Source organism: Blautia sp. ZXY-1-B12 (assembly GCF_056339915.1).
This window is the reverse complement of sequence record NZ_JBWJVP010000283.1, coordinates 1-15,231: the sequence shown is the minus strand read 5'-3', so window position 1 is coordinate 15,231 and position 15,231 is coordinate 1. Positions and strand designations below refer to the sequence as shown.

General features: G+C 41.9%; 12 protein-coding genes and 1 riboswitch. Of the genes, 2 read left to right on the top strand and 10 right to left on the bottom strand.

Annotated elements, in window-relative coordinates; all coding sequences use genetic code 11:
• From AC075L_RS19880 to AC075L_RS19870, 3 genes are all read right to left on the bottom strand, one after another.
• Positions 1-561: saccharopine dehydrogenase family protein (locus tag AC075L_RS19880; RefSeq protein WP_476388064.1), on the bottom strand; the 561-nt coding region annotated here is incomplete at its 3' end.
• Entirely contained in the window at positions 558-1,418 is an 861-nt protein-coding gene (gene speE, locus AC075L_RS19875) for a polyamine aminopropyltransferase (RefSeq protein WP_008708139.1), read from the bottom strand. The genes speE and AC075L_RS19880, both read right to left, overlap by 4 nt.
• A gap of 2 nt (positions 1,419-1,420) precedes the next feature.
• Positions 1,421-2,878, bottom strand: coding sequence for an aminotransferase class I/II-fold pyridoxal phosphate-dependent enzyme (locus AC075L_RS19870; RefSeq protein WP_020993525.1), 1,458 nt, complete (start codon positions 2,876-2,878; stop codon positions 1,421-1,423).
• A gap of 876 nt (positions 2,879-3,754) precedes the next feature.
• A riboswitch (ZMP/ZTP riboswitch) is annotated at positions 3,755-3,840 on the top strand.
• Positions 3,841-4,004: 164 nt separating this feature from the next.
• Between AC075L_RS19870 and AC075L_RS19865 the strand changes: the two genes are divergently transcribed.
• Positions 4,005-5,690 carry a formate--tetrahydrofolate ligase gene (locus AC075L_RS19865; RefSeq protein ID WP_008708136.1) on the top strand — a complete coding sequence of 562 codons (1,686 nt, stop codon included), beginning with the start codon at positions 4,005-4,007 and terminating at the stop codon, positions 5,688-5,690.
• 108 nt (positions 5,691-5,798) lie between these two features.
• Here AC075L_RS19865 and AC075L_RS19860 read toward each other — a convergent pair whose 3' ends face one another.
• A complete protein-coding gene (locus tag AC075L_RS19860) occupies positions 5,799-7,241 on the bottom strand; it encodes an aspartate ammonia-lyase (RefSeq protein WP_008708134.1) in 1,443 nt (480 codons plus the stop codon).
• Between the two features lie 97 nt (positions 7,242-7,338).
• On the opposite strand from AC075L_RS19860, the gene AC075L_RS19855 reads away from it, so the two are divergent.
• A complete protein-coding gene (locus AC075L_RS19855; RefSeq protein WP_008708133.1) occupies positions 7,339-8,274 on the top strand; it encodes a LysR family transcriptional regulator in 936 nt (311 codons plus the stop codon).
• Positions 8,275-8,385: 111 nt separating this feature from the next.
• Here the strand turns inward: AC075L_RS19855 and xylB are convergent, their stop codons facing one another.
• The 6 genes from xylB to AC075L_RS19825 all read right to left on the bottom strand — a co-directional run.
• Positions 8,386-9,843, bottom strand: a complete 1,458-nt coding sequence (gene xylB, locus AC075L_RS19850) for a xylulokinase (RefSeq protein WP_118409071.1) — start codon at positions 9,841-9,843, stop codon at positions 8,386-8,388.
• Between the two features lie 144 nt (positions 9,844-9,987).
• The gene (locus AC075L_RS19845; RefSeq protein WP_008708129.1) at positions 9,988-11,469 is read right to left on the bottom strand and encodes an L-fucose/L-arabinose isomerase family protein; all 1,482 of its coding nucleotides are present in this window, start codon (positions 11,467-11,469) and stop codon (positions 9,988-9,990) included.
• Positions 11,470-11,562: 93 nt separating this feature from the next.
• Positions 11,563-12,180: a DUF4867 family protein gene (locus tag AC075L_RS19840; protein WP_008708127.1), complete on the bottom strand. Its 618-nt coding sequence runs from the start codon at positions 12,178-12,180 to the stop codon at positions 11,563-11,565.
• A gap of 94 nt (positions 12,181-12,274) precedes the next feature.
• Positions 12,275-13,123 (bottom strand): AraC family transcriptional regulator, encoded by an 849-nt coding sequence (locus AC075L_RS19835; RefSeq protein WP_118409070.1) that lies wholly within the window; start codon positions 13,121-13,123, stop codon positions 12,275-12,277.
• Positions 13,124-13,313: 190 nt separating this feature from the next.
• Positions 13,314-13,751 carry a GatB/YqeY domain-containing protein gene (locus AC075L_RS19830; RefSeq protein ID WP_019160637.1) on the bottom strand — a complete coding sequence of 146 codons (438 nt, stop codon included), beginning with the start codon at positions 13,749-13,751 and terminating at the stop codon, positions 13,314-13,316.
• Positions 13,752-13,907: 156 nt separating this feature from the next.
• Positions 13,908-15,231, bottom strand: a 1,324-nt coding sequence (locus tag AC075L_RS19825; RefSeq protein WP_476388063.1) for an ATPase, incomplete at its 5' end; no start/stop codon positions are given.

Below are 15,231 nucleotides of genomic sequence, written 5' to 3'. Positions count from 1 at the left end.
CAGAATATCAATGGTATGGATTTCATCAAAATAATGCTTCAAGGCATAGGCACTGAATACACTGGTAACACCCGGATCAAAACCGGTTCCCAGAAGAGCAGTCAGTCCTGCTTCCTTAAATTTCTCATTATAAGCCCACTGCCAGGAATAATCGAAATATGCAGTAAAGCCTTTTTCTTTACATCTCTTTTCGTAGATTGCACGCCATGTGGGATCTTCTGTATCCTCTGCTTCATAATTGGCAGTATCAATATAATCCGCACCGGCTTCCAGACATGCATCCATGATGGTAAGATCCTGATATGGAAGTGCCACATTCAGGACAGCATCCGGCTTATAGGCTCTGATCAATTCTGCGACCTCTGCTGCATTATCCGCATCTACCTTTGCTGTCTCAATTTTTGTCTTCGTTGTACTTTCAATCTTCTTTTTGAGTGCATCGCATTTTTCCTTTGTCCTGCTTGCGATCATAATCTCTGTAAAAACATCGCTGTTCTGACAGCATTTGCGAATTGCCACTGAAGCTACCCCACCACATCCGATTACCAATAATCTACTCATAAACTGTTTTCCTCCTCTTCCAGTAAATCTTCTACATATTTTGGAAGCATAAATGCTCCTCTGTGAAGGTTTGTTGTATAATACCATGTTTCTATATTAAGATTATCAAACCTCTCCGGCCTGAAATCTTCCAGTGGATGATATTTCTTTGATGCAAATCCAAAAAGCCAGTATCCCGAGGGACAGGTAGGGATATGTGCCTGATAAACCCTGCTCACCGGAAATGACCGGAAAACCTTTCTGTGCATCTTTCTGCATTCCACCTCATCCTCATCATAAAAAGGACTTCCATGCTGATAAACCATGATTCCGTCATCTCTGAGAGCCTTATAACAGCTTCCGTAGAATTCCTTTGTAAAAAGTCCCTCTGTATGTCCCAGCGGATCTGTGGAATCATTGATGATCAGGTCATATCTGGCCTTTTTATTCCGCAGGAACCGAAGGCCGTCTTCATAATAAATGTTGACTCTCTCATCCTTCAGTCCCTGGGCAATATCCGGAAACATCTCCGCACATACATCCACAAACATTTTATCGGATTCCACCACATCAATGCTCTCAATCTGTGGATAATGGATCAGTTCTCTGGCAACTCCACCGTCACCGCCACCGATAATCAGAACATTTTTTACATTGGGATGTACTGTCATTGGCACATGCGTGACCATTTCATCATAAATAAATTCATCCTTGTCAGAAAATACGATCTCACCGTCCAGAGCCACAAATCTTCCAAATTCTTCAGACTCAAACACATCGATTCTCTGAAATTCACTTTCCCCTGAAAATAACTGTCGGTTAATCCGGACAGAAAGCTTTACATTTCCTGTATGGAACTCGGAATACCATAATTCCATGATCAGATACCCCCTTTCAGAACCTGAAGATATTCTACCTTCGGATCCTCCATTCCCTGCATGGAACAGCCTTTGTCTCTTGCATAAAGAATGTATTCTACAATTTCCTGTGTCACCATTTCCCCAGGAGCAAGAATCGGGATTCCCGGAGGATAACACATAACAAATTCACCGCTGATCCTGCCTGCCGTCTGTTCCATGGGCAGAGATTCTTTCTCCGCATAAAATGCCTGCTGTGGAGACGCCACCACTGCAGGTGCGATATATTCCCCGGAAAGCATACCTGTGCTGTCCTTCTTATACAGACGTTCAATATCAGCCAATGCCCCTACCAGTCTCTCAATATCCTGAAGCCTGTCTCCAATGGAAATGTAAGCCAGAATATTACAGATATCTCCAAACTCGATCTGAATATCATATTCATCTCTGAGAAGATCATAAACTTCAATACCTGCCAGCCCATTTCCCAGTGTATAAATGGAGAGTTTTGTAACATCAAAATCAAAAACACTGGTTCCATTGATCAGATCCATACCATATGCATAATAACCGCCGATCTCATTGATCTCCTCTCTGGCATACTGCGCCATCCCTGCAACCTTTTCAAAGGATTCCTCTCCCCTGAGTGCCAGATTTCTTCTGGAGATATCCAGACTGGACAACAGAAGATAAGAAGCGCTTGTGGTCTGAGTCAGATTGATGATCTGGCGCACTTTCTCTGCATTCATACTCTTATTCAAAAGCAGCAGCGAACTCTGTGTCAGACTTCCGCCGGATTTGTGCATGGAAACTGCCGCCATGTCAGCACCTGCCGCCATTCCGGATACAGGAAGGTTTCTGCCGAAATAAAGATGGGTTCCATGAGCCTCATCTGCCAGCACCTTCATTCCTCTTGCATGAGCCTTCTTTACGATAGTCCGCAGATCCGAACAGATTCCATAATAGGTAGGGTTATTTACAAGAACTGCCACCGCATCCGGATTCTCATCCATAGCCTTCTCCACCTGACTGACTTCCATGCCAAGGGAAATGCCCAGCTGCGCATTCACCTCCGGGTTTACATAAACCGGAATTGCACCGCACAGTACCAGGGCATTGATGGCACTTTTATGTACATTTCGCGGCAGAATGATCTTATCCCCTGCCTTGCAGACAGACAGGATCATGCTCTGCACTGCAGATGTGGTTCCTCCTACCATAAGGAATGCATGCGCTGCGCCAAAAGCATCTGCTGCAAGCTCCTCCGCTTCTCTGATCACCGAAACCGGGTGGCAGAGATTGTCCAGCGGCTTCATAGAATTAACATCCAGCCCCACACATTTCTCTCCCAGCAACTGTGCAAGCTCCGGATTTCCTCTTCCTCTTTTATGTCCCGGCACATCAAAGGGAACGACTCTCTTCTTTCGGAAACGTTCCAGTGCTTCATATATGGGCGCATGCTGTTGTCTTTCATAATCCATTTGACATGTTCCTCTTTTCCTGTCGTCATGTACCGGCAAATACAGTTCTATCATTCAGCAATTGTATACTGCCTCAAACCGGCACAATGATTCAATTATTTCTCTATATATTCAAGTCGAACGCATGTGAGACACATCCTCGCAAAGCGTTTATCTCCAACCATATCCTTTATATTTGCTATATCTGCACAAAAAAAGAAGCAGATAAGTTCATTCACCATCTGCTTCTCTCATGATCTATAGAATTTCTCAGGCTCTGTCTCTTTATATACTGACCGGATTTCCCGTATAAATCCGTCTGTATCCTGTGCCTGTTCCCGTATTCTGAAATATTCATGACTGCTGTCGTCTTCAATCGCTGGCAAATATATGCTATGCTCTTATTGACCGTTTCACAAGATGATGTGTGCTTACGCACTGATTATTATAAAGTAATCAACTTATAAAATTTGAGCTTCTAACTCAATCAATAATGTGGTGTCTCCCACCCGGCAACTGCCCCGCCTGTCCGTATGGCTTAACATTCAGAAACTGTCTCTGAATGTGAGCAAATATTTGCATGAAAACGATAGTGTCTTTTCATACTAAAGATGAGAATAACATATCTTCTGAACTGTTGTCAATTCCATTTTCCATATTTTGCACAGTCTTTACCCGCTTTTTATATTTTCTTCATTTATCAGGGAAAACTATGTCTATTTTTTAACAATTTCTTTCCTTGAGAAAACGTATTTTCTTTCATTACCAGGGATTACGATTCTCTTCTCTTATCAATTTGCACAACTTTTATCCAGTTTACTCACATTTTTTGACGTTTCAACAAAAATTTTCTTGACATTTTTTTCTCAAAATGATATATTGTATTCATCAATTGAAAGAACCTTCGAGTACTGACGGAAAGAGTGGAGTGCAAACCACGTGGAGTCGGAGGTTTGTGGGAGCCGACCGTCTGGGCAGTATTTGAAATATTCAGATACTGGCCTTTTTTTATAACTTTCAGGGCAGAAATCAGGAATACCAGGCAGACCGGCCAATACTTCTTTCAATTAATAATTGTTGCTGATCGCGGAGTGAACAGCAACAGAAGTTTTTCATGTTATGCGGAAACGAAAGGAGAAAAACAATTATGGGATTCAAATCAGACATTGAAATTGCACAGGAATGCGAGATGCTTCCAATTACTCAGATCGCAGAGAAAGCAGGTATTGACGACAAATATCTGGAGCAGTACGGAAAATACAAAGCAAAAATCGACTACAATCTTCTGAAAGAAAGTGATAAGAAGGATGGAAAATTAATCCTCGTTACAGCTATCAACCCAACTCCAGCAGGAGAAGGTAAAACTACTACTACTGTAGGTCTTGCAGATGGTATGCAGAGACTTGGCAAGAGTGTTATGGTAGCTCTTCGTGAGCCATCCTTAGGACCGGTATTCGGTGTAAAAGGTGGTGCAGCAGGCGGCGGATATGCACAGGTTGTTCCTATGGAAGATATTAACCTTCACTTCACAGGTGACTTCCATGCCATTGGCGCAGCTAACAACTTACTGGCAGCTATGATCGATAACCATATCTTCCAGGGCAATGCATTAAACATCGACCCACGTAAGATCACATGGAGAAGATGTGTAGATATGAACGACCGTCAGCTTCGTAACGTAGTAGATGGTCTTGGCGGAAAGACAAACGGTATGCCTCGTGAAGACGGATACGACATCACAGTTGCATCTGAAATCATGGCAGTTCTCTGTCTTGCAAGCGACATCAAAGACCTGAAAGAAAGATTATCCAAGATCATCATCGGATATACATACGGAAAAGTTTCCGAGCAGAAACCTGTAACAGCAGGTGACCTTCACGCAGAAGGCGCTATGACAGCCCTGTTAAAAGATGCTCTGAAACCAAACCTTGTACAGACTCTGGAACACGTTCCTGCAATCGTACATGGCGGACCATTCGCAAACATCGCTCATGGATGTAACTCTGTAACAGCTACAAAGATGGCTATGAAGCTTGCTGATTATGCAATCACAGAAGCTGGTTTCGGTGCTGACCTTGGTGCTGAGAAATTCCTTGATATCAAATGCCGTATGGCTGGTTTAAAACCAAGCGCAGTTGTAATCGTAGCTACAGTACGTGCCCTGAAATACAACGGCGGCGTTGCTAAAGCTGACCTTAACAATGAAAACCTGGAAGCTCTTGAAAAAGGTATCCCGAACCTGTTAAAACACGTTTCCAACATCAAAAACGTATACAAACTTCCATGTGTTGTTGCTATCAACGCATTCCCTACAGATACAAAAGCAGAGCTTGACTTTGTAGAAGCTAAATGTAAAGAACTGGGCGTTAACGTTGCTCTTTCTGAAGTATGGGCAAAAGGCGGCGAAGGCGGAATCAAACTTGCAGAAGAAGTTATCCGTCTTGTTGAAGAACCAAACGACTTCTCCTATGCATATGAACTGGAAGGTTCTATCGAAGACAAACTGAACCAGATCGTTCAGAAAGTATATGGCGGTAAGAAAGTAGTTCTGACAGCTAACGCTCAGAAACAGGCGAAACAGTTAGAAGCTCTTGGCTTTGGCAACTGCCCGATCTGTGTAGCTAAGACACAGTACAGCTTAACAGATGACCAGACTAAACTGGGTGCTCCTACTGACTTCGAAGTTACAGTACGTAACCTGAAGATTTCCGCTGGTGCAGGATTCATCGTAGCTCTTACAGGCGAGATCATGACAATGCCAGGTCTTCCTAAAGTTCCGGCTGCTGAGAGAATCGACGTAGACGAGACAGGTAAGATCACAGGTCTGTTCTAATCCGGTTGAAATCAATCGAATAATTCAAAAATATAAAAATCATATTTATATATGATATGTGTCCAGACGATTTTACAGGCGGGAAGATTTTCCCGCCTGTTTTTTTCTTTATTTTTTTATAAGATAATCTTTTCCGGAAATACCAGGTTCCGTCATATGGATCGGATCCAGAATGCGATTAAGTTCATCCTCGTCCATAAGCTTTTCTTTCAGAATCAGACTTCTTACAGATTCGCCTGTCTTAATTGCCTTTTTTGCAATATCCGCAGCCTTCTGATATCCAAGATGGGGGCTGATTGCAGTGATAATACCTACACTGTTTTCTACCAGATAACGGCATCTTTCTTCATTTGCCGTAATTCCTACAATACAATTATCTACCAATGTCTGGACTGCATAGCCAAGAGTATCGATAGACTGAAACATGCAATAGAAAATAATCGGCTCAAACGCATTTAATTCCAGCTGACCAGCCTCTGCAGCCATGGTAATGGTAACATCATTACCAATAATATTAAAAGCAACCTGATTCACTACTTCAGGAATAACCGGATTAACTTTACCTGGCATAATAGAGGAACCATTCTGTTTTGCCGGAAGATTAATCTCCCCAAAACCAGTACGTGGACCGGAGGACATCAGACGGAGATCATTTGACATTTTGGAAAGAGTTACCGCACATGCTTTCACAGCACCGGAAACGGCTACAAATGGATCCAGATTCTGAGTGGAATCAATCAGATCAAAAGCCTGTATAAAGTCCATTCCCGATATTTCAGTGAGATTTGGAACAATTCTTCTCAGATAGCCCTCATCTGCATTAATTCCTGTTCCAATAGCAGTACCTCCCATATTAAGAGTCCGCATTTCATCCATTGCTTTATCCATTCTGTGGATATCACGCATGATTGCTACCGAATATGCCTTAAATTCCTGTCCCAGACGAATTGGTACTGCATCCTGCATCTGTGTACGCCCCATTTTTATTATGTGATCAAACTCTGTAGCTTTTTCATTAAGAGCATCATAGAGGCGAAGAAGCTGTTTTTTCAGATTCTGCAACAAACGAAGAGAAGTCATTTTACCGGCAGTAGGAATCACGTCATTGGTAGACTGTCCACAATTCACATCATCGTTAGGATTTATAATTGTATAATCGCCCTTTTTTCCTCCCAGTATCTCAATCGCGCGATTTGCAATTACTTCATTGGCATTCATATTTAAAGATGTGCCAGCTCCTCCCTGAACAGGATCCACAATAAATTCATTATGGAATTTCCCTGAAACAATTTCATCACATGCCTGGACAATCGCCTGTGCTTTTTTCTTCTCAAGAAGCCCCACCTCACAATTGGTTATCGCTGCTGCTTTTTTTATGTATGCAAGACTGTTAATAATTTCCGGATGCATATTCAGCCCCGTAATGTGAAAATTTTCAGCCGCACGTAAGGATTGTACTCCATAATATACATCTTCCGGAATATCCTTTACACCAATAGAATCCCTTTCTACACGATAGTCTGTTTTTTTCATAGTTATTCGCCCTCCCATGTATTTGCCCTCATTATATATCTCTGCTATAATATAATCAAATACATATATTTTTATAAAATATATAGTGTTTAAGTTATATATCGGAGGAATTTATATGTTTCAGGGAATGGAATACATCTATGAGGTATACAAGGAAAAAAGCTTTTCCAAAGCTGCTGCTGCTCTTTTCATTTCGCAGCCTTCTTTAAGTGCAAATGTAAAACGTGTGGAAAACCGCATTGGTTATCCTATTTTTGATCGAAGTACCAAACCTTTGCAGTTAACTGAAGTCGGAAAACATTATATACAGGCTGTTGAAAAAGTCATGGATATTGAAAATAATCTCGAAAACTACCTACTGGATCTGGGAAATCTCAAAACAGGAACTCTTAATGTAGGTGGCAGTAACTTTTTTTCTTCGTGGATTCTGCCTCCCCTTATTGCTGATTTTTCCCAAAAATTCCCCCATGTTCAAATTTCTCTTGTAGAAGAAAGTACAGCAAAGCTATCCCAGTTTCTCCAGGCCGGAAAGTTAGATCTGGTGATTGATAACTGTATTCTGGATAACCAGATTTTTGAACGTTATATCTACCAGAAAGAACAACTTCTTCTTGCAGTTCCCAAAAATTATTCAATCAATACCAGACTGCAGAAATATCAGATTCCTATTGAGGAAATCCGGAACGGGCAGTTCCGTTCTTCTCATATTCCTTCTGTTCCATTAAACAAATTCGAGAACGAACCATTTATTATTCTTCGTTCAGATAATGATACCGGTAAGCGTGCACTTACCATTTGTCAGGAAAATCACTTTTCGCCTTCTGTAGTATTTCGCCTGGATCAGCAGATGACTGCCTATAATATTGCATGTTTGGGAATGGGTATCACTTTCATCGGGGATCTTCTGCTCTCCAGAGTTCCAACAAATTCAGAACTTGTTTTTTATAAGCTGCCCGGTCAGAGCAGTAAACGCACTGTGTTTTTTTACTGGAAGAAAGGCCGCTATATCAGCAGAGCCATGGAAGAATTCCTGAAGCTGCCCTTTTCCTGATATGTCATAATCAAATAGGCTATGGTGATTGGTCATCATCAGATGTACGTCAAAATGGGGTTGTTGTGCTAAATAAGCACAACAACCCCAGTATGTCAGGCAGATATTCGATTAGAACAATGGCTTCATCGCCGGATACAGAGTTCTGAACTTCTGATATCTCTCTTCATATTTTGCAACCAGTTCAGGATCCGGTTCTACTGTATCAACAACTTTGGCAAATTTCTTACCGATGGTTTCTACATCCGGGTAAGCACCACAGCCTACTGCTGCCAGCATAGCTCCACCCATGGACGGTCCTTCTTCGTTCTCCAGAACATCAACCTTCAGGTTCATAACGTTTGCAATAATCTTCTTCCACAGTGGGCTCTTAGCTCCGCCACCGCAGATCTTGGTTCTCTCAATCTTGATTCCAAGGCCTCTTGCAACTTCCAGGGAATCACGAAGACCAAAGGCAACACCTTCCAGAACAGCCTGTGTCATGTCTGCTCTTGTGCTGTCCATGGACATCCCGAAGAATACACCTCTTGCATCAGGATTATTATGAGGTGAACGTTCTCCCATCAAATATGGAAGGAAGAATACATGATTCTCTCCCAGCTTCTGAATTGGAGCCTGCTCTGCTGCGAAATCCTTTGTCTGAAGAATCTCCTCTGCCCACCATTTGTTACAGGAAGCTGCGCTGAGCATGCATCCCATCAGATGATAGCTTCCATCTGCATGACAAAAAGAATGAAGTGCGTTATTTTCGTCCACACCAAAGTTTTTACTGGAAATAAACACAGTTCCGGATGTTCCAAGAGAAATATTACACTGACCGTCACCAACTGTACCTGTTCCTACAGCAGCTGCCGCATTGTCACCTGCACCTGCAACAACTTTTACATTCTCACTGAATCCAAGTTCTTTCGCAATCTCAGGTTTCAGAGTTCCTACTACTTCCCAACTCTCATACAGTTTCGGAAGCTGCTCTTCTGTGATTCCACAGATCTCCAGCATTTCTTTTGACCAGCAGCGGTTCTTCACATCAAGAAGAAGCATACCGGAAGCATCAGAAACATCTGTACAAAAAGAACCGGACAGACGATATGCCAGATAATCCTTAGGAAGCATAATCTTTACTACCTTCTTAAAGTTCTCAGGCTCATTTTTCTGCATCCAGAGGATCTTCGGTGCTGTGAAGCCTGCGAAAGCAATATTTGCTGTATACTGTGAAAGTTTGTCTTTTCCGATCACTGTATTCAGATATTCTGTCTCTTCGCCTGTACGTCCGTCATTCCAGAGGATTGCAGGACGGATCACATTATCATCCTTGTCAAGTGTTACCAGACCATGCATCTGGCCGCCAAAACCAATTCCTGCTACCTGCGCTCTGTCGATATCCTTTGTCAGCTCTTTCATACCTTCCATACTCTGTGCAAACCAGTCTTCCGGTTTCTGCTCAGACCAGCCCGGATGTGGGAAGAATAAAGGATATTCTCTGGATACGATGTTACAGATTTTTCCTGATTCTTCCATAAGAAGAAGTTTTACAGCGGAAGTACCAAGGTCAATACCAATATAATACATAAGTGCTCTCCTTTTCTATTTCTAATCTAATACATCCCAGAGCAAAGCCCCGGGATGCCTTTAATATAGTGTCAGTTTATTTATTCTGTATTCAGATTCATTCACTTCACATGAACATTAATAATCCGTTTTACTGATTTCTCATTAACCCCATGGATTTTCTGTCGGGTATCTTACACCTGCCGGCTGGTTATATCCAATCTTCTTAACATCCAGTCCAAGGAATTTCACTACCTCATAGAATGCTTTTCCGTAATGTCCAAACATAACTGCTCCATGATGCGGATAGTTGCCCTCGATCAGTACGTGACGGTAGAATCTTCCCATTTCTTTGATTGCGAAAATACCGATACCACCGAATGATCTTGTAGGTACATCCAGTACTTCACCTTCTGCAACATAAGAAACCAGCTCGCCCTCGGAATTGCACTGTAAACGATAGAATGTAATGTCAGATGCAGCGATATCACCTTCAAGAGTTCCTCTTGTGAAGTCTGGTTCAGATCCTGCCGGCTCAAGAAGTCTGTGCTGGATCAGCTGATATTTAACAGCTCTGGAATCACACATCTTGCATGCAGGAGTATTTCCACAATGGAATCCCATAAATGTATCAGTAAGCTTATAATCGTATTTTCCTTTAATATCTTCATCATAGATATACTGTGGAACAGAGTTGTTGATATCAAGCAGTGTAACTGCATCATTGGAAATGCAAAGTCCGATGTACTCGCTGAGTGCTCCGTAGATATCAACCTCACAGGATACCGGAATTCCTCTGGAAACCAGACGGCTATTTACATAGCAAGGTTCAAATCCAAACTGTGACGGGAATGCAGGCCAACATTTGTCAGCAAATGCAACGTATTTTCTTGCTCCCTTATGAGCCTCTGCCCAGTCAAGAAGTGTAAGCTCAAACTGTGCCATTTTCACATTAAGGTCAGCATAATATTTGCCTTCGCCCATCTCTTTTGCCATATCTGCACAAACTTCCGGGATACGAGGATCATTTTCATGCTCTTTGAAAGAAACAAGAAGATCAAGCTCTGAGTTCTCTTCAATCTCAACACCCAGCTCATAGAGGCCTTTAATAGGTGCGTTGCATGCGAAGAAGTCCTGTGGACGTGGTCCGAAAGTAATGATCTTAAGATTGCTGACACCGATGACTGCACGTGCAACCGGTACGAAATCAGCGATCATCTTTGCAATATCATCTGCTGTTCCAACAGGATATTCCGGAATATATGCTTTCAGATGACGCATTTTTAAGTTGTAGGAGCAGTTAAGCATACCACAGTAAGCATCACCTCTGCCGTTGATCATATCACCGTCACCTTCTGCTGCTGCTACATACATACAAGGTCCGTCAAATCTCTCTGCGATCAGAGTTTCAGGAGTTTCAGGTCCGAAGTTTCCAAGGAAAACAACCAGCGCATTACACTCTGCTTTGTTTACATCTTCAAGAGCTTTCTCCATATCCTTCTCGTTCTCAACAGTTACAGGACATTCATAAAGTTCACCTTTATAAGTTTCCTTGATTGCTGCACGTCTCTTTTCAGAAAGCTGAATCGGAAAACAGTCACGGCTTACTGCGATTAATCCAAGTTTTACTACTGGTATATTGTTCATAATATAAATTCCTCCATATTTGATATGTATTTATATGATTTTGTTATTCATTTACTATATTCTGATACTCTACTGCCACAGATTCCGAGCAACTCAGTCAATGGTGATATTCTCTCCACGAAGTCCGTTTACTGCACCCTCGATTGCCGCATCTTCATGTGCAATGAGCCATTTGTTCTTAGCTGTCAGCAGGCTGTCCTCGCCTGTCTTAGCTGTCTCAAATGTAAGATCTGTATTGGTTCCTGCCGGAAGTACGACTACACACTGGAAACCGCCATCCTGTACATTGCATGGCGCATAATGAAGTGTAGTTGCATATACTTCAATACCTGTTCCTGCAGGTACCAGGAATGCTTCGATCTTAGAAGTATCATATGTAAAATCATCTGTGATATCCTGCTGACTTCCGATAAGCAGCACCAGATCTGTTACCGCTACATTGATCTCTGAACTGCGGTGATATTCTACTGCATTTAATTTCTTATTATGTCCGTTGCAGTATCCAATTTCGATCGGGATTCCGCCAAATCCTTTATTCTGCAGTGCTTTTGCTACATCCAGAGCTTCCAGCTCCTCAACAGATGGTACATAAACCACATCATCCGGAACCGGTGTATGTTTCATTTCTTTGAGAAGAGCACTGAAGTCATACCCTTCAAGCACCTTTCCATATTTACGGAAGGAAGCATCTGTTACATTCTGAATTTTCACTTCAAAAACCTCCTTATATTCTGTAGATATTACGTTTTCTTGACTGTGCTTAGAATATATCAGAATAAAGGGTACTTTTCGCCAGTTTTCTTGTCTAATCTATAGCGTTTTTTTGACCTTTTTCATTTATCTGTTTTCGCATCTCACTTGGAAGTACCCCATATCTTTTCTGAAATTCCCCGGAAAAACCCCTGCTGCTGCAAAATCCATTATCTAGTGCAATCTGACTAATTGTATGGTCTGTATTCAGCAAATCCCTGTACGCATATGCCATACGGATATCCTGCAGATAAGTTTTATAGTTGATTTTTGCATATTTTTGGAACATTCGCGACAAATATGCATCCGAGTATCCAAAAGTAGCCGCCACATCAGAAAGCTTCAGTTCCTCCCTGTAATGCTCACGCATATATGTGGTGATTTTTGACAATGCATCCAGACGGCGGCTGTGTCGGATATCCTTCTCCCTGGTCTCTGTCACACGGTAATCCTTCACCAGGATATACATAATCTCGTAAAAAATAGAAATTGTCCGGAACTCATATCCAATTTTCCGCTCGAAATACACATGATATAATTTACGAAGCAAAGAAGCCAGTTTCTTATCCACCAGCTCCTCCTGCCCCCGAAAACGGATATATCTCTGGGCAGTAAAATAATTCTCAAACTGTTTCAGAGGAATCTGCAGAACTACTGTTTTATTTTTCTCCACAGCATGGATAGAGTGGGTCTCATTGGAATTAATGATTATCTGCTCTCCAGCTTTCAGCGGATATTCATCCTTATTTACAAAAAAATCCAGGCGCCCCTCCATCACAGCAAAAATCTCTACAGACGTATGCCAGTGCTTCTCACGCACATAATTGCCATTTCCTCCTTCAAAAAGAAAAACCTTAAACGGAAATCCCTCATTAGGAATGATCAGTTCATGCTGAAACTCCATATATATTCACCTCCTAATAAAATACCGCAGTATCCGGACATTCCAGCATACTGCGGCTATTTTGATAACTATCCAGCTTTCTGCATACCAAATCTGCTGGATGATCCTATTCTTCACATAGTCCCACCCACTGCTTATTGCTTTTCGCAATTGAAGCAGGGGACTTACTTGATTCGGTTAAGATAACACATTATTTGCAGAGCTCTGCCACAACCTGATTAATCACCTTTCCGTCTGCTTTTCCCTTCATATCAGCCATAACAGCCTTCATGATCTGACCCTTATTTTTCGTCGCAATCACATCTGCAAATTTTTCTTCCAGATATGCTTTTACCTCTGCTGCATCCATCTGTTTTGGCGCATATTTGGCGATCACATCATATCTTGCCTGATATTCAGCCTTCAGATCTTCGCGGCTCTCCGGGCAGGTATCCAGCTGTTCTTTCACAGTTTTCAACTCTTTCAGAATAACTCTGTCCACCAGATCACTCTTAATCTCATCACGGCATCCCTCATCGATCGCTACCTTCTTTACCGCAGAGATCAGAGAGGAGACTGCTTCTTTTGTTACTTTATCTTTGGCTTTCATAGCTGCAACCATATCTTTTCTTAATACTTCTAATTCCATTTTATATTCCTCCTCGTTTTTTCTAGTGATTCCATATCGTTCTACTGCTGCACAGTCAAATGCGCCTGCATTCCTGATATTTTTCACTCAAATCATAATTCTATTCATCAGCATACCACGATTTATCTGAAAATCCAATGCTAATTGGCATAAAAATTAATTTTTTAGTCCCCGCTTCATCGTGTTCTCCAGTTCCTCCATTTGTCCCAGGATCAGTTTCTGTCTGTCATCAAACAGTAGTCCCTTGTTGTGACGGTAATACTGGTCAGAACCATTTTCCCGGATAAACCAGATACTGTAAAAGTTTGCATTCAGTTCCGTAATAAATGCTACCATTTCCTGGCTATCACCAAAGGCAGCTTCCATAAAATCAAAAACATTCTGAAGCGTCTGAGAGATATATTCTGTCTGAGTTTCCAGACTGTCAGCCTCCGTTGCAAAAGCTGTTTTTGCCCGCTCATAGGTATCTTTTTCTGAAATTTCAACAGCTTTATTATTCTCTGTTTTATCTTCAGAACCAGTTTCTCCCCTCAGTTCTATCCATAATTTCTCAAGAAAATCCACTGTACGGATAAATACTTTTTCTTCATTTTTAGTGAGAAGCTCAGATTTTTTTGTAGTCTGAAAATCATTTTCTGCCTTTTTATAAATGGATTCCAGCGTCATTTCCGGAAGGTTATCTCTGTATTCTGTCATGTAACCATAGAGCTTTGTCACATAGGCATCCATAAAATAACAGTCTGCAAATAACTGGCTGAGCTTTCCGTTCAGCAGACCAACAATACTCAGATGCTCATCCAGTGAAGCATTGCGGATCTTACCCAGAGTGATCGGTGTCCATTTACCCTGAAGCAGATCCTCCACTGCATAGTCTGTCTTATACTTATTGCATAATGCCAGATATGCGGCAAAATCTTTTGCGATCATTGGATGCTGGATATACTGATATACCACCTCTCTGTCCACTTCTTTATCCAGTGTTTCATATACCTGTATCAGCCTAGAAAGATCTTCCCAGCCTCTGGCAGTGGCAAAAATCCGTCCGTCTACTGTGTTCTCCATTCTGTAGAAATTCTTTCTGCGAAGTTCCAGATAAGAGATCACAGCAGGGTGGATCCCCTGCTCATAGGCATATTCTTTCCATACTTCAAAGTCTGGCTGCACATCAATCCTCTTGATTCTGTCAAGAGTTACCACATCAAATTCACGGACAGATTTATTGTATTCCGGCGGGTTTCCTGCTGTCACGATCACCCATCCCTCCGGTACTTTCTGATTGCCAAAGGTCTTTCCCTGAAGAAACTGCAGCATCATAGGCGCCAGGGTCTCTGATACACAGTTGATCTCATCAATAAAAAGAATCCCTTCTTTCAGGCCTGTCTTCTCCATCTTTTCATAGACAGAGGCAATAATCTCACTCATAGTATATTCTGTGACAGAAAAAGTCTCCTGACCAAAGGTTTTCTCTTTGATAAACGGC

Bases quoted from the DNA above. Each gene is read 5' to 3' on its own strand.
- AC075L_RS19855 (WP_008708133.1), top strand. From the start codon at position 7,339: ATGTTTCAGGGAATGGAATACATCTATGAGGTATACAAGGAAAAAAGC.
- AC075L_RS19870 (WP_020993525.1), bottom strand. From the start codon at position 2,878: ATGGATTATGAAAGACAACAGCATGCGCCCATATATGAAGCACTGGAA.
- AC075L_RS19860 (WP_008708134.1), bottom strand. From the start codon at position 7,241: ATGGGAGGGCGAATAACTATGAAAAAAACAGACTATCGTGTAGAAAGG.
- speE (WP_008708139.1), bottom strand. From the start codon at position 1,418: ATGGAATTATGGTATTCCGAGTTCCATACAGGAAATGTAAAGCTTTCT.
- AC075L_RS19865 (WP_008708136.1), top strand. From the start codon at position 4,005: ATGGGATTCAAATCAGACATTGAAATTGCACAGGAATGCGAGATGCTT.
- AC075L_RS19830 (WP_019160637.1), bottom strand. From the start codon at position 13,751: ATGGAATTAGAAGTATTAAGAAAAGATATGGTTGCAGCTATGAAAGCC.
- xylB (WP_118409071.1), bottom strand. From the start codon at position 9,843: ATGTATTATATTGGTATTGACCTTGGTACTTCCGCTGTAAAACTTCTT.
- AC075L_RS19845 (WP_008708129.1), bottom strand. From the start codon at position 11,469: ATGAACAATATACCAGTAGTAAAACTTGGATTAATCGCAGTAAGCCGT.
- AC075L_RS19835 (WP_118409070.1), bottom strand. From the start codon at position 13,123: ATGGAGTTTCAGCATGAACTGATCATTCCTAATGAGGGATTTCCGTTT.